12 protein-coding genes are annotated in these 16,523 nt (G+C 58.3%); 4 read left to right on the top strand and 8 right to left on the bottom strand.

Going from position 1 to position 16,523, the window contains the following annotated elements:
- Positions 1–963, top strand: a complete 963-nt coding sequence (locus WDZ78_RS16675; protein ID WP_425673632.1) for a glycosyltransferase family 32 protein — start codon at positions 1–3, stop codon at positions 961–963.
- Here WDZ78_RS16675 and WDZ78_RS16680 read toward each other — a convergent pair.
- The gene (locus WDZ78_RS16680; RefSeq protein WP_425673633.1) at positions 955–1,698 is read right to left on the bottom strand and encodes a polysaccharide deacetylase family protein; all 744 of its coding nucleotides are present in this window, start codon (positions 1,696–1,698) and stop codon (positions 955–957) included. The genes WDZ78_RS16675 and WDZ78_RS16680 overlap by 9 nt on opposite strands.
- A complete protein-coding gene (locus WDZ78_RS16685; protein ID WP_425673634.1) occupies positions 1,695–2,792 on the bottom strand; it encodes a glycosyltransferase family 4 protein in 1,098 nt (365 codons plus the stop codon). The genes WDZ78_RS16680 and WDZ78_RS16685 overlap by 4 nt, the downstream gene beginning before the upstream one ends.
- A 127-nt stretch (positions 2,793–2,919) precedes the next feature.
- On the opposite strand from WDZ78_RS16685, the gene WDZ78_RS16690 reads away from it, so the two are divergent.
- Both WDZ78_RS16690 and WDZ78_RS16695 read left to right on the top strand, forming a co-directional pair.
- Positions 2,920–4,260 (top strand): nucleotide sugar dehydrogenase, encoded by a 1,341-nt coding sequence (locus WDZ78_RS16690; RefSeq protein ID WP_425673635.1) that lies wholly within the window; start codon positions 2,920–2,922, stop codon positions 4,258–4,260.
- A gap of 4 nt (positions 4,261–4,264) precedes the next feature.
- Entirely contained in the window at positions 4,265–4,747 is a 483-nt protein-coding gene (locus WDZ78_RS16695; protein ID WP_020010924.1) for a class I SAM-dependent methyltransferase, read from the top strand.
- A gap of 33 nt (positions 4,748–4,780) precedes the next feature.
- Here WDZ78_RS16695 and WDZ78_RS16700 read toward each other — a convergent pair whose 3' ends face one another.
- The 4 genes from WDZ78_RS16700 to WDZ78_RS16715 form a co-directional block, all read right to left on the bottom strand.
- Positions 4,781–6,475 (bottom strand): adenylate/guanylate cyclase domain-containing protein, encoded by a 1,695-nt coding sequence (locus tag WDZ78_RS16700; RefSeq protein WP_020010925.1) that lies wholly within the window; start codon positions 6,473–6,475, stop codon positions 4,781–4,783.
- Between the two features lie 209 nt (positions 6,476–6,684).
- Complete coding sequence (locus WDZ78_RS16705) at positions 6,685–7,545, bottom strand: MBL fold metallo-hydrolase (RefSeq protein ID WP_051091642.1); 861 nt, start codon at positions 7,543–7,545, stop codon at positions 6,685–6,687.
- 190 nt (positions 7,546–7,735) lie between these two features.
- A complete protein-coding gene (locus WDZ78_RS16710; RefSeq protein WP_026363774.1) occupies positions 7,736–8,191 on the bottom strand; it encodes a cyclic nucleotide-binding domain-containing protein in 456 nt (151 codons plus the stop codon).
- Positions 8,192–8,234: 43 nt separating this feature from the next.
- Positions 8,235–10,952 (bottom strand): ABC transporter transmembrane domain-containing protein, encoded by a 2,718-nt coding sequence (locus tag WDZ78_RS16715; protein ID WP_425673636.1) that lies wholly within the window; start codon positions 10,950–10,952, stop codon positions 8,235–8,237.
- Between the two features lie 344 nt (positions 10,953–11,296).
- Here WDZ78_RS16715 and WDZ78_RS16720 point away from each other — a divergent pair, with 344 nt between their 5' ends.
- Positions 11,297–13,117, top strand: coding sequence for an alpha/beta fold hydrolase (locus WDZ78_RS16720; protein WP_425673637.1), 1,821 nt, complete (start codon positions 11,297–11,299; stop codon positions 13,115–13,117).
- On the opposite strand, the gene WDZ78_RS16725 is transcribed toward WDZ78_RS16720, so the two are convergent.
- Together WDZ78_RS16725 and WDZ78_RS16730 are read right to left on the bottom strand one after the other, a co-directional pair.
- On the bottom strand, positions 13,085–15,541 hold the full coding sequence (locus WDZ78_RS16725; protein WP_425673638.1) for a beta-mannosidase: 2,457 nt from the start codon (positions 15,539–15,541) through the stop codon (positions 13,085–13,087). The genes WDZ78_RS16720 and WDZ78_RS16725 overlap by 33 nt on opposite strands.
- Positions 15,538–16,521: a DUF1839 family protein gene (locus WDZ78_RS16730; protein ID WP_425673639.1), complete on the bottom strand. Its 984-nt coding sequence runs from the start codon at positions 16,519–16,521 to the stop codon at positions 15,538–15,540. The genes WDZ78_RS16725 and WDZ78_RS16730 overlap by 4 nt, the downstream gene beginning before the upstream one ends.
- Between the last annotated feature and the right edge of the window lie 2 nt (positions 16,522–16,523).

Consider the following 16,523-nt stretch of genomic DNA (forward strand, 5'->3'; position numbering starts at 1 on the left):
ATGTCCGACAAGAAATATTACGATATCCAGCTGGACAAGGCCCGGCAGTTGCAAAATGACGGCCAATATGTGGAAGCCAATGCGCTTCTCTTATCGCTGGTTGCAGCAAAGGACGGCCACCTGATGGGTGAGCAAACGGTGCTTGGCCTGCCGCGCCGGCTTCATGCGGCGAGGCTGCGTCTCGCCAAGGCCGAGGGTGATATGATCGCCAGGATCGGCTATCAATATACGCTGGTTCCGCCGCCGCAGGCGCTGGCAAAATATGCACAGTTTTCGCCGGAAGAGCGCCGCATAATCAGCTTGAAAAGCAGGGAGGATGTGCCAAGGCTTATCCACCAGATATGGATCGGGGAAAACGCCCCGCCGGTATCGGTTGAGGCATGGGCCGCACACGCTTCGAACCATGGTTACCACTATCACCTCTGGCGGGAGGCTGATCTTGAGCGGGAAGGCGTGTTTTCGAACGGCATCTTCAAAACCATGCTGGACAAAGGCGATTATCCGGGCGCGGTGGATGTGGCCCGTTATATCCTGCTGGCGCGTTTTGGTGGCATCTATCTCGATTGTGACTGGTATCCGGCGCGGGACGATGTGAGCTTCGATACATTCCTGCCCTTGGCGGGGCTGACGGTGTTTGACGAAAAAACGCCGCGTGACACGGGGCAGGGCAGCATGCTGCTTGCCAATTCCTTCATCGCTGCGCCTGCCGGACATCCGGTCTTTGGCAAGATGCTGGAGGCCTTTCCCGGGATTATCGAAGACATGCCGCGCGCGCCTGCCTGGTGGTCGACCGGCCCTTTGATATTCACCGTTATCGCCCGGGCCGGAAGCATCAGCCTCGCGCCGGCGTCCTTCGTCGCCGCGTCTCTTCCCGACCGCGCAGCTTTCGATGAGGTGGAAGCGGTCAGGCGGAAACTTTCCACTGAGGCGGGCGGGTTGCTGATCGCCTGGAAATCATGGTGAGATTTCGTCGACAAGGTCCCTTGAAGAACGCCAGCGCGCGGCTGGATGTTCGGCGGTCACTTCGAAAAGCCGTCTCAGGAAGCGCCAGACATTGTCGTCATGCACGAGATGATGGGTGAGGATGCCGGTCGCGCCGCCATTTTCTGCGGCCCTCAGGATGCGGGCGGCGGTTTCGGAAAACAGGATACCGTCGTCACGGCCACCGCGGCTGCCGCGCCAGTCGATCACGTCGATATGGGTGTTCAGGCAGGGCGGCAGGGTGCTTTTCTCCGGGCCGAAAACGGACAAGGCGCGATATCCGAGGCCCGCCAATTTCTTCACGATATCGGCATCTATGCGGTTCCATGGCGGCACGAGCATCGGCACCAAACGCCTGCCATGCAGGTCGTGGAGTTTATCCAGCCCGGATTGCAACTCATCAAGAACGATGGCCGGATCGCGATGTGATCCGAGTTCCTGCTTCTTTTCTTTTTCCCCGGCATAGTTCGCATGGGACCAGCCATGGACGGCGACCTGGGCGATATCAGACACATCCAGATGCTGCGCGAGCCTGTCTGTCGTCATCTCGGGAATGACCGCGAGCGTGACCGGAGCGGAAAAGCCGGCGCACAGATCAAGCAGCGTGTCGAGGGCCGGTGTCGGCTCCACCGCATCGTCGTCCCTGAGCCAGAGATCGGCCTTTATGCCGCGCCGCTCACATTCGTCCAGTGCCGCAACGAGTGTTTCCAGACTCATGATCTTCGCGCCTTTGCTTGCAGCAGGATATGGTTCAGCTCTTTTGCGGCGTTTTCCAAAGACCGTTCGTTCCTGACGAATTGCCGGGCCGCCCTTGCCAGTTCTTTACGCCTGTTGTCGTCACCGATCAGGGTTTTAATCGCGTCGGCATAAGCGGCTTTATCATTCTCCGGTGTCAGTAATCCTGTGGCGCCGGATTTTACCACTTCGGGAACGCCCGCCACTTTTTCGGCCACGACGGGCAGGCCGGCGGCCTGCGCTTCGAGATAGGCAAGCCCATAGGCCTCGCCATGGCCCGGCCAGACATAAAGGGACGCTTTTGAAAGAAGCACGGCGATCTCGGACGCGGTTTTTTCCCCGTGCCAGACAAGGCGATGATCCGGAAAAACGCTGAGCATGGCTTGTACGGCCGCGCGTTCCGGCCCATCGCCGACGATATCCAGCGTCCAGTTGATATCCTGGGGCAAAAGGGCAAGTGCTTCGGCAAGGGTGCGATAGCTGTCGAGCTTATCACCCGCCCGCATCATGGCGACGGCAATCAGCTTTGCCGGGGTCGGATCGGGCGCGTTTTTTAGAAAGGCCCCGGCATCGATAAAGGGCGGAAGCATGGCCCATCGAAGGGCCGGAGAGGCCCGCACAAGCCCCTCGCGATCCCGCGCAGTGAAGCAGATATTGATCGATGCGGCATTCAATGCGGCCAGCAACCGGTCCTGAACTGCCTGCCAGCCCATCCCGTTGCGCTTGGGCGAATAGGAGGACTCGGCGGTGACGTAGGGGATATCGAAACGTCTGGCCAGTTCCGGTCCAAGCAAGTCGAGGGCCTTGTAATAGGGGTGATAACAAAACCAGAGGTCCGGTGCGCCCTCCAGCTGCCAGCGCTGCGTGATGGTCTCGATTTCGCGCTCAGCCGTTTCGGCAAGCGAAGTCCGCGCGGGTTCATCCGGCTGTTTCAGGAAGCTGCGCAGTTCGGAGGCGACTGAAACCTCGTGGCCGCCCATCGTCATGGCCTGCATCAGCAAACGGGCCATCAGCCGGTCACCGGAGGGAACGGGATGGTTGGGCGATTTGAGCGGCGCATAAAAGGCGATCTTCATGGCGATGGTTTTGCGTTGTTGGCGGCTTGGGCGTCAACCGGAATTTGAAAGGGCCGAGCCTTGACAGGTCAGTCATTCTTGCCCAACTGAAAGGCATCTTTTGCACATGCGCGGAGCGTGACACGCTTTGACTTCCCCAGATATTTCCCAGAACCTGCTTTCCAGCATTGAAAACAGAAGCGCCAAAGCGGGGGTGATCGGCCTCGGCTATGTCGGTCTGCCGCTTGCCATGACGATCGCCAAGGGCGGTTTCAAAGTTGTCGGTTTCGATATCGATCCCGGTAAGATTACCGCGATCGAGGCCGGACGCAGCTATATCGAGGCCGTTTCGGAAGAGGTGCTGGCAAGTGTGAGACAGAGTGACGGCTTTGTCGCCACCTCGGATTTTTCCAGGCTGGCAGAATGCGATGTCATCGCCATCTGCGTGCCCACGCCCCTGACCAAATATCGCGAGCCGGATCTCTCCTATGTCGAAAAGACCTGCCGGGATATTGCCGCCCATCTGCGCAAGGGGCAGCTCGTGGTTCTGGAATCGACCACCTATCCCGGCACCACCGACGGGGTGGTGAAGACCATTCTGGAAAGCACCGGGCTTGTCTCCGGCGTCGATTTCTTTCTTGGCTTTTCGCCTGAACGGGAAGATCCCGGCAATCGAGATTTCGAAACCTCGACCATTCCGAAGGTTGTCGCTGGGGATGGTGGGGCCGCTGGAAAGCTGATGGAGGCTTTTTATGGTTCGGTGGTCAAAAAAATCGTTCCGGTTTCGACCAATGCCACGGCGGAAGCGGTGAAAATCACCGAAAACGTCTTCCGTGCCGTTAATATCGCGCTCGTCAACGAACTCAAGGTCGTCTACGAGGCGATGGGTATCGACATATGGGAAGTGATCGATGCGGCGAAAACCAAGCCGTTCGGGTTCATGCCGTTTTATCCCGGTCCGGGTCTTGGCGGCCATTGCATACCGATCGACCCGTTCTACCTCACCTGGAAATCGCGGGAATATGAGTTGCCGACGCGGTTCATCGAACTGGCCGGTGAAATCAATACCGGCATGCCGCGGCATGTCATCGGGCGCGTTGCCGAAGCGCTCGATATTCACTCCGGCAAGGCGCTCAGCCGCTCGAAGGTGCTGGTTGTCGGGCTCGCCTATAAAAAGAATGTGCCTGACATTCGCGAAAGCCCCTCGCTGAAGCTCATCGAGCTTATTCAGGAGCGTGGCGGCGAAGCGGCCTATTTCGATCCCTACGTGGCCGAAATCCCGAAAACCCGGGAATATAGCCATCTGATGGGCATGAAGTCCGTGCCGTGGGACAGGCAGGCGATCGGCGCCTTCGACGCCGTTCTCGTTGCGACTGACCATGACAATGTGGATTATGCCGCTCTCAGCGAATGGGCGCCGCTCATCATCGACACACGCAATGCTTTCGCGCGTCGGGATATAGCCGCAAAACACATCATCAAGGCCTGATAAAATGAGCAGACTCGATAGTTTCATTCGCCGGTTGACCGCGCAGCGGGATATCCTCAACCATGTCGCAGCCGATCTCGATCTGCCGGGTGAAGGGGCGCTTATGGAAATCGGCCTTGGCAACGGGCGCACCTTCAATCACCTGCGGGAGTTGTTCCCCAATCGCCGCATCATCGCTTTCGACAGGGCCATGGGTGCACATGCCTCCTCGGTTCCGGCGCAGGAGGATCTGGTGATCGGCGAAATATCGCAGACCGCTCCGGCTTTCATCGGCACGGAAGCGGCTTTCGTGCATGCGGATATCGGCACAGGCTATCCGGAGAAGGATGCGGTTACCCTTACATGGTTACCCGATCTTGCAGCCGGCATGCTGGCGAAAGGCGGTCTCGCGGTCAGCGGCCTGCCCCTGGATCATCCCATGCTGAAGCCATTGCCGGTGCCGGCAAGTGTGCCGACGGACCGTTATTTTCTCTATCGCAAGATTTGAAATCGGACGCTCCGCAGATGTGTTCGGGCTATATCATAAATAGCGCTCGCTCTCTTCCTTCGAGAGCAGGAAGACCCTCATCTGCGAGTTTCGGCCGCGAATGGTGATTTCTTCGCTCCTGAGATCGGCAATCTCCTGTCCCGCCTGAATGATGGCCGGTTCGGAAACGACGATGGCGGCGCCGAACTCCTTTGCCTTGGATTCGAGCCTGCTTGCCACGTTAACGGTGTCGCCTATGGCCGTCAGGGTTTTTGCCGCGCCATATCCCATCACGCCGACGATGCTCGGGCCGGAGTGAATGCCGACCACCACTTCCAGGCGGACGGCGAATTGTTTCTCCAGCCCCTCGTTCAGGATGGCGATATCCCGCAATATGGTTGCGGCAGCCTTCATGGCGCTTCGACAGGCACGGTCCGCATCCTCGCCAAGTCCAAAAAGGGCCATGGCGCCATCGCCGATGAATTTGTCGAGATGACCGCCGGCCTGTTCGACCGCCTGGCCCACGATGGTGAAGTAGCGATTGAGAAGGAAGACGACATCATAGGGCAGCTTCGCTTCGGACAGCGTGGTGAAGTTACGCAGATCGCAGAAGAGGATGGCGATTTCTTCTTCCCGGCCCGGCCGGGCCGGCTGTGCATCCGCGGGCAGATCGCTCTGCTGGGGCGGTGAAACGAGAAGCGCGATATTGAGATCGCTCGTAGGGCGCAGCTGACAACCGAGCCGTACATCCGAATCGGCATGGATGCGCCTCAACGTGGTCTGCTCGCTCTCCCCGGGTGGCGGAAGCGGGCCCTTGCTGTTCAGAACCTTGACGCGACAGGTTGAGCAGCGTCCCTTGCCGCCGCAGACGGAGTAATGCGGGATGCCCGCGAGCCTGCTGGCTTCGAGAATGCTGAAGCCGGCGGGAATGCGCGCTTGTGCGCCCTGTTCATAATGGATTTCGATGGCGGTCAACCGTTGCCGGAAGCTGCGCACGCCGCGCAACACGAAGACCAGCATGACTGCGCCGGCAAAAAGCGCTTCGGTCGTGCTGGTAATGAACCGGATTCGCGTTTCCATCTCCCTTTGCAGCGGGAGTTCGTCTCTCTGGATGGCGTAATCCGAGAGCCCGGGAGGAAGCGCGTATTTCCGATCGATTTCCTCCAGCCAGCGGCCCGCATCGCTGAAACCCAGCAAGGCCAGAAGCGGCAGCGTCACCGCCACTGTCATGAAGAGCCCGGCGATTTTCGGATACCAGTCGCGATAACGCAGCCAGAAATAAAGGCCGATGCATCCGTGGATCCAGATCACGACCAATGCAAGGCTCTGCCATGCGCCGCTGACGGGATTGTTGATCCACAGGCGGCGGATAACCGAATAATAACCGACGTCGATGCCATAGAGCATGTGCGATACGCGGATATTGACGGCATGGCCGATGATCAGAAACGGGATCGACAGGCCGAAAATGACCTGGAGCGCTTCGCGAAGCGGCATGCGCAACGTTCTGCGCTGATAAAGCGAGCGCAGAACAAGGCAGACGTGCACGACAACCGAACCATAAAAAAGCAGGCTGCTGACGGGATTGAGCCAGATCAGGCTGAACCATTTTCGCGCCCGTTCGGCGGTATCGATGGAGATGAGCGCGAGGGAGTGATTGAAAAGATGGGAAAATACGAAAGCAAATATGATGAGACCGGATAAAATCCGGGCGCGTCTCAAATTGGTCTCCGAAAAGAAACGGATCATGCAAATCCCATCATGTGGTCATCGGCGCAGAATCATCATGTAGTATGTGGTGGCGCCCTTAGTGCAGGGCGCCTCGTGGCAATATCGTGGAGCAATTGATCGCAAACAGTCAATTGTGCGTGTTCGAATGCCCGCGTGCAAAAAATGTTGAATCAGGGCTTCGAAAAAACGGTCGGAAAGATTAAATCTTCGCCGGCGCCAAATTACGATCAGAGTTCGATGATCTGGCCGTCCATGGCCGCAAATGCACCGCTGAACAGGGCCTTTGCCTGTTTTTCGATGTTGTCCAGTTCCTCGTCGCTGCGGCTGGGGGCGTGGTGGATAAAGCCCACATTTTTTGCGCCGGCGCGTTTGGCGAGGCGGATCGCCTCTTGCCAGGACGAATGGCCATAACCGCGATAAAGGCCCATTTCCTCATCGGTGAACATGGCGTCATAGAGGAAAAGATCGACATCCCTGATCAGGTCGAGCACGGTTTCGTCGATGCTGCCCGGCTCATGTTCGGTGTCGGTGATGATGGCAAGGGATTTTCCTTCCCAGTCCAGCCGGTATCCGATGGCGTTGCCGGGATGATTGAGCATTCCGGTTCTGATCGAAAGGCCGGGATGCACATCGAGCGCATCGCCGGGCAGGAAGTCCCGTGTCGCGATCTTGGCACAACAGATCTCCAGCGGCACGGGGAACCAGGGCGGGCTCATGAAATCCTTGAGCATTTCCCGGGTCGTCATGGTGCCGGCAAGGTGGCCCGACCAGATGGCGACATCGTTGGAGCTGTTATAAAAGGGCTTGAAATAGGGGAAGCCGACAATGTGGTCGTAATGGCAATGCGAGAAGAACAGGTTGACGTCGGTAATGCCTTCTGCCCGCAAGGCAAGGCCAGCGGGATGCAAGCCCGAACCCGCATCGAACAAAAGAACGTGATCGCCGCATCTTACCTCGATGCAGATGGTATTTCCGCCGTATTTTCGGAAGTTTTCACCTGAAACAGGAAGCGTTCCCCGCGCACCCCAGATTTTTACCCGAAAATTTCTATTACTTTCCCGACTTGCTGTGTCGGAATCGAACGCCATGACACACCCCAATAACAACGGAATCTTGCACGCTTTCCTCCCATGAAGCCCGTTGTCTCTATCGATTCTTATATCCGCTCGTTTCTGGCGGAAGCCTTTACCCCTTATTCAGTCAGCATTTCATTTATATTGCAATAGTACGACATTTATTTTTCCAATATCGCCATTCACGGTAGCAAGGAATTGCCGTTTATGTCCTGGCGCTCGTTCGCGCTTTGCTCAGTTCCGCCGTCGTCTGGGTGAGGCGTTCGGCGAGAACACGCATGACCTTGATGGTGATATCAGGGAAATCGGACATGAGCTTGAAGAACTGTTCCTTGCCGATGCGCAGGGCTTCCACATTGGTGGAGGCGCGAATGGTCGCTGTCCTGACGCTATCACAGAGGATTGCGATTTCGCCGACAATGGCGTTACCGGTCATTTCGGCCACTTTCAGGGTGCCAGAAGGGGAATCGACGAGAACGTCGACTTTTCCGGTCAAGAGAACATAGGCCGCATCGCCGACATCTCCCTGATGAAACAGTACGTCGCCAGCATGATAGGATACTCGGTCGGACGCGAATGCGAGTAGTTTGAGCTTTGACGGTTCCATTTCCGAAAAAAACGGGACCCTTTTCAGCATTTGAATTTCGTCTTTAAACAGCATTGACTTACCCTGTTCTTGTTCCACCTCGGTCACCTTCTTGGACTTATGTTGCGACCATGTCCTTGAATGTACCGTTTTCCTCGGCGAGAGTCTCGTAACTTCCGTCGGCGGTGATCAGACCCTGATGAACAACGATCACTCGCTCGAACATGCGAGAGAGCGTCGCATTCGACAGAACCCATATGATCGACGGGTTATTGTTGTTCTGTTTCAGGAGTGTGATGACCCGTTCGACAATTTCCTCCTGCTGTCGGGGGTCGAGGCCGGGAAGAGGGCGGTTAAAGACGTAATAATCGGATTTGCGGATCAGCGCCCGCGCGAGATTGAGCTTCTGGCGCTGGAGCGGGCCAAGCCGTTTGCCGCCGGCGCCAAGGTTGAAGTCCAGACCCACCGCCAGCACGCGCTCATAAACACCCTGCTTGCGCATGACATCGGCCACGATGCGGGTGATGCGCCGCGAGGCGTCGGTGTAACGATGGCTGACCTTGCCGAAGAGGATGTTGTCCAGAAGGCTGGTGGCGCTCATATATTTGGTCGGATCGTAGATTTCGATCACGTTTTTCAAGCTGTCGGGCAGGTTCTCATGGAACATATGCCGGACTTCGACGATCCGGTTCATGATCTCCGGCGACAGCAGACCGAAACGCTGGCGAGGCTCGATGTAGAAGAAGCTGAGCCGCAGCATTGCGCGCTTTTCGCTTTCATTGGCCTCGTCGAAACTCTTTCCCTGAAGCCGCTGCAGCATCTGCTGATAGACTGGAATGTCATCGGGGGTCATGAAGGTGAGCTGCTGGAAGAAGGGGTGATCTCCCGGCAGGTCGGCAAAGATTTCCACGATGTTTTCGGCAATCGTGTAACCCATTTCGAACAGGGTTTTGACGAGACCGGTTTCGCGCATCAGGGAGCGGAAATAGTCGCTTTCGATGACGATTCTGATCGTCTGGGACGAATCCCGCATGGTGCCGAACAGAAGGTTTTCACCGACCGTCGCCTCGCTGTTGTAGCTCTCCAGTTCAAAGGGAGCGATGAGGCCGCTCAGATTTTCCTTCTCCAGTTCGGCCCGCAGGACATGCCGCAACTCCACGATGCGGGCGGCAAGATGCAGGTCGGTCAAAGGATCGATCGACGAACGCAGCGCAAATTCCAGAATATCCTGTGAGAGTTCCACGCTGTCGAGGACGGCGAGAATGGCCTGGATAAGATTTTCCGGTTTGCCGTCGCCGGCCGGGCTTGAAGCGTAATCGATCCATTCGCTGTTGATATCGATCAGCGGATTTCCCGCCATCTTGGCTTCGCGGATTTCCCACTTGCGGTGTTCCAGCGCTGCGCCCTCATAGTCCCTGTCGGCAAGCGGGGCGTGTTTGAGGCCGTAAAGCAGATTGTCCTTCAGGCTGGCGTGGAAGAAGTAACTGTCCGAGGAGACATAGGAAATGCGCCGCCCGGTGAGCGATTCCGGCAGTTCCAATATGTCGACGTCGTTGATGCTGATCTTGCCAGAGGTTGGCCAGAGCGTGCGGCCGATCGCATCCGCCAGCGCCTCGGCGCCCGAGCCGCCGACGATGGCGATCACCTCACCCGGCTCGACCTTCAGCGATGCCTGTTCCAGAAGCCGGCTGCCGCTATCATCCTCGAGCGTCAGATTGGCGACGACGATCGGGGCGCTGATTGCAGCAACGGTGCCGGGAGACAGTTTCTGCACCTTCTCTTCGATCATGTTAGGGGCATCGAACTGCTCAAAAACCTGCTCGTATTTCACCTGCACATCCTGGCGCGCCTGATCCCAGTCGATCAGTTCTTTAAGCGGTCCCGGCAGTTCCTTATAGGCATTGATGACGGCGACCAGCTGCCCGACATCGAGACTGCCCTTCAGGGTGAGATACCCGCCAAGCGCATAAAAGAAGAAAGGCGTCAGCTGCGCGAGGAAGTTATTGATGAATTTGACCAGAAACTTCCACTGGTAGAGGTCGTAGCGGATCTTGAAGATGTCGCCGAGGCGATGCGAGGCATCCGCGCGCTCGTAATTGGAGGTGTCATAGGCGTGAATTGTGCCGATACCGTCAACCATTTCGCCGATGCGTCCGGCAAGCTGGCGGGCGCTCAGCTGCCGCTGGCGGCCGAGCTCGATGAGGCGGCGGCGCATTTTGGGAATGATGCCCACCTGGATCGCGGCCATGAAAGCTGCGATCAGGCCCAGCCAGAAATTCTGCACGAGAATGAAGAAGAGCGCGGAGAGCGCCTGGCCGCCGAGAAGGGCCGGCTGCACGAAGGCGTCGCCGGTAAAGCCGCCGAGCGGCTCAACCTCGTCCTTCACCATGCTGGAGATTTCAGCGCCCTTGACCCGTTTGAAATGGGAGGGTGGGAACCGCAAAATCTTGTCTATGAGCTCGAAGCGGATACGCCGCAGAAGTCGCTCACCGAGGCGACCCTTGAAGGTATTGATGTAATATTTGAAGAGACCGTTGATGACGACAAGCGCAAGGAAGGTCAGGCTGAGCGCCATCAGCATCGACATGCGGTTGAGCTCAAGCCCGGGGAATAATGTCACGGTGCCCCAATAGGGAATATCGACCGTGAGATGCATGAAAAGCTGCGTCGCATTCGCCCCTTCGAAACCATCCCCCTGAATTGGGCCGTTGACGATCTGCTTGGGCAGATCGAAGGCGAGGAAATAGGGGATCATCGACAGGGCCACGATCAGCAGAATGAAAAGCTGCTGCCGCCTCGTGTGCGACCAGATATAACGCGTAAGGCTTTGTTCCATATAAAACTTCTATGACCTGGCGGGCGAGGCCCGGCGTGTTGGTTTGCGCGGTGTCTAGACGATCCGGTGGCCGGGTGGCGCAACCTCCTCCTGCAAATAGGTGTGGGACTCGCTATTTATCAGTATATTCAAGCGGTTTCGAGCAAAATAGCGGCCCTGCCGAGACTTCTCCGTCACCCCCGCTTTTGTTTTTGCAACGTGTGGGCGACAAGGGATATAAATGCGACTATATTTTTAGACTTCTCTAATATTGTTGTTTTTATTGTAGATCAGGCGTTAAGACGCTTCGATGCAATGATCCCGCAAGGGTTGAGCCAGACACTGGCGCAATGATGGCAAGGTCGATGGCGATAGATATTTCAGAGCGTGCAGGCAGCGATCCGTCCCTTGATGCATTGTCGCTTTCCGGCATTGCCTCGCATGGGGCGGTTGCGCATCCGGTTTCTTTTGACGGGCTCACCGGGATTTTCCATCCGGCGCACAAGCAAGTCAGACAAGGCCATGCCGTTCTTTTCGTCAGCCCATGGGGCATGGAGGAGCTCTGCAGCCGCAAGTTTCAACGGGTACTGGCCGAGCGGCTCGCCGCTTGCGGTGTCGCTAGCCTTCGATTTGACTATCTCGGCGCGGGCGACGCGCTTGACCCTGATGATGCGGGCCGCGCGGCAGACTGGGTTTCGGATGCGCGCGCGGCGCTCAACTGTCTGAAGCGTCTTTCCGGCTGTACCAAGGTGGTGGTCGTCGCTCAGGGCCTCGGTTGCCTGATAGCGGCACAGGCGTTTGCCGATGTGGCCGAAGCGGGTTCCATGGCGTTTCTGGCGCCTGTCGTGTCCGGCCGCGCCTATCTGCGTGAGCTGGCAATGTGGTCGTCGATGATCGACGATGGTTTAGGCCTTCGGCCCGCGCAACGTATGACGGAAGCGGGATCAATTGCCGGCATGGCCATGCCTGCGGGTGTTGCGGATGCGATCAGGAAGACCAGCCTTTCCAATCTCGCGGTTGCTCCGGCGCGCACCATTCTGGCTCTCTCCCGACCGGGCCGCGTGACCGATGCCGATTTCGCCAAACATCTAGCCACGATCGGCGCTAAGGTGGAGGAGGCGGAGTTTTCGGGTTACGACGAGCTCGTCTCCAGCCCTACCCTCTCGAAAATATCCGACGATGTGGTCAATCGGCTGGTCGATTGGGTTCTCTCTCAGACCCACGCCGAGAGTGCGGCGATGCTTCTGGAGGATTTCACCCTCAATGCCCCGCAGCGCGGTCACGGTTTTGTCGAGCAGCCGGTGCAGTTTGGAGACGGCGGACGGCTTTTCGGCGTGTTTTGCGGGCCGGACGGCCGGGAGGTGGTTTCTTCGGTTCTTCTGCTCGGCGCCGCCTATGACCGGCATGCGGGCTGGGGCAGGCTTTCCGTGCAGATGGCCCGTGCATTGGCGCGTGAGGGTGTGGCATCGCTTCGCTTCGACGCGGCCAATATTGCCGATAGCCCTCCGGTCAAAAATGTGCCCGAGCAGGTTCTTTACGATGTCGCGCAGAATGACGACGTGGCTGCCGCGCTCGATTTTCTCGGCAAGCGCGGCAAGGGGCCTGTCATTGCGGCGGGCCGGTGCAGCGGCGCTTACCTCGCCTTCAACGGCGCAGTCGCCGATGAGCGGATCGGTGCGGTGGTCGCGGTCAATCCGGTGGTCTTCCATTGGCGCAAAGGCCGCTCGGTGGATGAGGCCTTGCATAAACGGCCGCGTTCCTTCGGGGAATACAGCCAGCGCTTTCGCCAGGGCGCGACATTCAAGCGTCTCATCAGCGGTGATGTCGATGTGGCGAGTGCGGGGCTGAATATCATCAAGGCGACGATCAAGAGGCTTTCGACAAAAACGGCAAGACTGTTTCGCAGGGGCAGCGAGGAAGGGCGTGCCGTTTATGGGGCGTTCGACAAATTGAAGGCGAATGATACCGCCGTTCATCTGCTCTACAGCGACAACGACGATGGTCTGGAGCACTTTCAATATTATTTCGATGCCCATGGCGAAGGACTGTCAGCCTATCAGAACGTGTCGCTGACCATTATTCCCGATGCCGATCACAATCTCTCCACGCCGGAAGCCAGGAAGATGTACATCAATACGGTGAAGCGGCTTGCCCTAGAAGGAAAATCGCCGGCTGGAACCCAGTGACAGAACCTCTCCGGAAGGCGGTGTTTCGGTCATCGCAGTCTCCGGCACAAGGTCGATTTTTCTGGTTTCTCCGGGGCCGAGATGGAACCAGTTTTCTGAAGCGTCGTAACCCTGCACCTCGACATGGACAGACTGCGCCAGCCGGTCCGTGCCGATTTCGAGAGACCAGCTGCCGCTCGTTCCGCTGAGCGCGACCTGAAGGTTCGCGGCGTGCAGCGCCTTTTTACGGCCGAGAGGGAAATGGAACGCGTCGGCGATGACATGTCCCGTCGCAACGTCGCGAAGCCTGGCGACCGTTACATCATGGGATGGAGGGCCGAAACGATAGGTATAGGTCGTATCGAAAAAGGCGCCGAACAAATCTGTTGCGGCAATCGTCTGGCCCTGCCGCGGCAAAAGCGTGAGCGGTCGTTTGGCGTGAACGACGGGTTGCACACCTTCGCGCAGGCAGGTCAGTTCCAGCATGGATTCAAAGCCGCCGCCGGTCTCGTTGATGAGATGGATATCCAGCCCGTTCGTGCCCTCATCTGAAAGGCTGACCTGAATGGGACGGAACGCCCTTTTCAGTGCATGCCACACGGATTTCGGCCTGCCGGTCGCATCGATGATGCCCCAGCCCGCGCCGGGAACGAGATCCTGCAGGGTCCAGACCAGAGCGCCCTGACAGGAGGAGCCGCTGCGCCGCCATTCGGTAAAAGTCGCCTCCATGACCTCGGCCGTTGCGGCCCGGGACATGTCGAGATAAAGGCTGCCATCTGCGCGACGCAGCACGTCCGGTTCGACGTCGTAGAGCAGTTTCAGATAGTGATCGCGTACATCCTCGAAATCCCAGGAGGCGCCACGATCGCGCGGTGCGCGGGCCTTCCATCTTGGATCATGCACGGCGACGCCGGGAAGGTATCTGTCCAGCGTTTCCTGTTCGGGAATATTGGCGAAGGCGAGGCACTCGGCGGCAAAGCGCAGATTGGCGCGGCGGACATCTTCCAGCGGGCGGCAATAGGCGCCCACGCCGTAATAATGGCCGACCCCGGCGTTGGGAAAGAAGGGCAATGCACCGCCGGAAGGAGAATTGGCGACATAGGCTGCATCTGGCCGCTTCTCGGCGACGAGTTCCGGCAGAACCTCCTCGGTGAGCGTTCCCTTCCATATCTGCTCCGGCAGGCCGAGCATTGCGCCCTGCTGGTACATTTCACTGCCGCCGCAGAAAACGGCAAGCGATGGAGAAAGCGCGGTGGCTTCCAGGAACTGCGAGATTTCCGTAACGATATGCTGGCGCAGGCCCTCGTCCTTTGCCGGGTAATCGAAATTGGCGAGCATGGCGTCCTGCCAGACCATGATGCCAATCTCGTCGCAAAGCGCGAAGAATTCCGGCGTCTCATAGGCCATGGTGCCGCCGATGCGGATCATGTTCATGCCGGCTTCCGCGGCTTTTCTAAGCCATGGCTCGTAGTCCGGCCCTGTTCCCGGCAGGCGCACAATGTCGGCCGTCGTCCAGACCGCACCGCGGCAGAAGACCGGCTGACCGTTCACCTTGAGGCCGAAACCGTTGCCGTCTTCGCCGTAATCGATCTCGACTTGCCGAAAGCCCGTGCGCCCAAGGTGATGTTGAGTGCCGTCCAGCTCAAGGACGACCTCATGCAGAGCCGGCCTGCCATGGGTATGCGGCCACCATTGCTCGACATCGGATATGCGCAGTTCGCCGGAAAACTTGCCGTCCTCGTCCGGAGAGAGATCGGCGCTGTAACCAGCGCAGCCGAGCCTTGCCGATTTTATCGGGCGGTTGCTTTGCAGCACGATGCTGACTGTTCCTGCTCCGTCCCCGTCCAGCGAAGACCGGAGCGTGCAGAGCACTCCGTCCTGCCTTACGAGGCTGATGGGTCGCCAGGGGCCGGCGGCGTGGATTTCCGGGCACCAGCCGGGCATGTAACCCAGTGCAGTGGTGCGGATCAGCCGCAAGCCCTGCGTATTCATCATCTGCGGCCGCCAGCGGGCGCGGGGCCCCGTTTTTTCAAGTCTCGGCGCAAGCGCCCGGAAGCAGATCGAAAGTTCGTCCGCACCCGTCAGTTCGACAGGCACTTCCAGCCTTTCGAACATGCTCTGGCTTGCGGCGATCAGCTCACCGTTGAAGAAGATTTCGGCAATGGTGGAGAGACCATCGAAGCGCAGTGTAGCCCGTTCGCGCGTATCGGAAATCATCGTCAGCCGATACCAGGCATCCCTGTCATTGAGAGGCTCTGGAGCAAGGCGGTCGAACTTTTCGGCGGCTTCCAGAGCCTGCGCCACAGTGCCGGGCACGGAGACATGAAGGCCTTCAAGCGATGCGGGAATATCGGAGGGTGTTTCGCAGGCATCGGCGGGCGTCAGCGTCAGCGTCCAGCCTTCGCTCAGCAATTCCTCGCTTTCGCCGGGAAGATAGGTCCTCACGCGGCCTCGCTGGCATCAGACAGTTTGGCCGCAAGCGCTTCCATCACGCCATCCCATGCATCCGCTGCCGGATCGAGTACCGAGGCGAGCGCATCGAACTTGCGCCGGGTAACAGCGCGGGCAAGCTGGAACTGCACCGTCTTGGCGACCTCGGATATGCGCAACGCGTGATCTCGCGCTTCAGCGAGTCCATCCCTGTCCAGCCACTCGAGGTGGCTTGCCAAGAGTTCGAAATTGGCGCCGAGCTGACGCAGCGTGTTGAAGGCATATTTGTGGAAAAAGCCGAAGGGCCTGTCGGCAACCTTTTCCACCTGTGCCGGAAAGACGCTTGCGAAAGCCCTGACCGGGTTGGCGGAGGGTCGTCGCGAAAAATGAAACTTCAGGAGCCGTTCGGCGGTCTTGCGAATATGTGCGGGCGAGGGGGTGCCGTCCGCGAATTTCGCAAATTCGGTATAGGGCAGGAACGGCGGGTCGCTCTCGGCCAGATGATGCTGGAACAGGCCGTCAAAATCTTCGCCTGCAAGGTGGAAGAAGCCGGCATTGTGGAAATAGTCGAGTTCGCGGTTTTCGAGGTCGAGCCGGTTGATGGCGATGGTGGTCTTGCCGTGTTCCTTCTGGTAGCCCACCCCATGGGTATCGGGCATATAGAAGCTGTCCATCTCGATCAGGCAGATGCGGCCGCGTTCCAGCTGCGCCTCAATGTGGTTTTCCACCCTGTCGAAGATCGCAAGTTCGGTGGCGCGAACGCCATAAAGTGCTTCGAGATCTTCCAGCGGCACCTTGAAGAAGGTGAACTGGTCGCCTTCGAAATCCTGTGTCAGGGTGAAACCGAACATGGCTTCCGGGGATAAGCCTTTCGAGGCCAGCACCTCGATCCACAAATCGATGTAGCAATTGGTTTCCGGCCACATTCTCTCGGAGGAATGGAGCGGATGCTGCACATAGTTTTGGGGATCGAGACCGGGAAAAATCTGCCGCATGA

It is taken from the genome of Agrobacterium sp. M50-1, from assembly GCF_049843495.1.
GTDB classification, from domain to species: Bacteria; Pseudomonadota; Alphaproteobacteria; order Rhizobiales; family Rhizobiaceae; genus Agrobacterium; species Agrobacterium radiobacter.

What these genes read in the sequence shown, in the direction of transcription:
- WDZ78_RS16680 (WP_425673633.1), bottom strand. Translation starts at nt 1,698, where the DNA reads ATGAGTCTGGAAACACTCGTTGCGGCACTGGACGAATGTGAGCGGCGC.
- WDZ78_RS16730 (WP_425673639.1), bottom strand. Translation starts at nt 16,521, where the DNA reads ATGCGGCAGATTTTTCCCGGTCTCGATCCCCAAAACTATGTGCAGCAT.
- WDZ78_RS16695 (WP_020010924.1), top strand. Translation starts at nt 4,265, where the DNA reads ATGAGCAGACTCGATAGTTTCATTCGCCGGTTGACCGCGCAGCGGGAT.
- WDZ78_RS16710 (WP_026363774.1), bottom strand. Translation starts at nt 8,191, where the DNA reads ATGCTGTTTAAAGACGAAATTCAAATGCTGAAAAGGGTCCCGTTTTTT.
- WDZ78_RS16720 (WP_425673637.1), top strand. Translation starts at nt 11,297, where the DNA reads ATGGCGATAGATATTTCAGAGCGTGCAGGCAGCGATCCGTCCCTTGAT.
- WDZ78_RS16700 (WP_020010925.1), bottom strand. Translation starts at nt 6,475, where the DNA reads ATGATCCGTTTCTTTTCGGAGACCAATTTGAGACGCGCCCGGATTTTA.
- WDZ78_RS16715 (WP_425673636.1), bottom strand. Translation starts at nt 10,952, where the DNA reads ATGGAACAAAGCCTTACGCGTTATATCTGGTCGCACACGAGGCGGCAG.
- WDZ78_RS16675 (WP_425673632.1), top strand. Translation starts at nt 1, where the DNA reads ATGTCCGACAAGAAATATTACGATATCCAGCTGGACAAGGCCCGGCAG.
- WDZ78_RS16705 (WP_051091642.1), bottom strand. Translation starts at nt 7,545, where the DNA reads ATGGCGTTCGATTCCGACACAGCAAGTCGGGAAAGTAATAGAAATTTT.
- WDZ78_RS16685 (WP_425673634.1), bottom strand. Translation starts at nt 2,792, where the DNA reads ATGAAGATCGCCTTTTATGCGCCGCTCAAATCGCCCAACCATCCCGTT.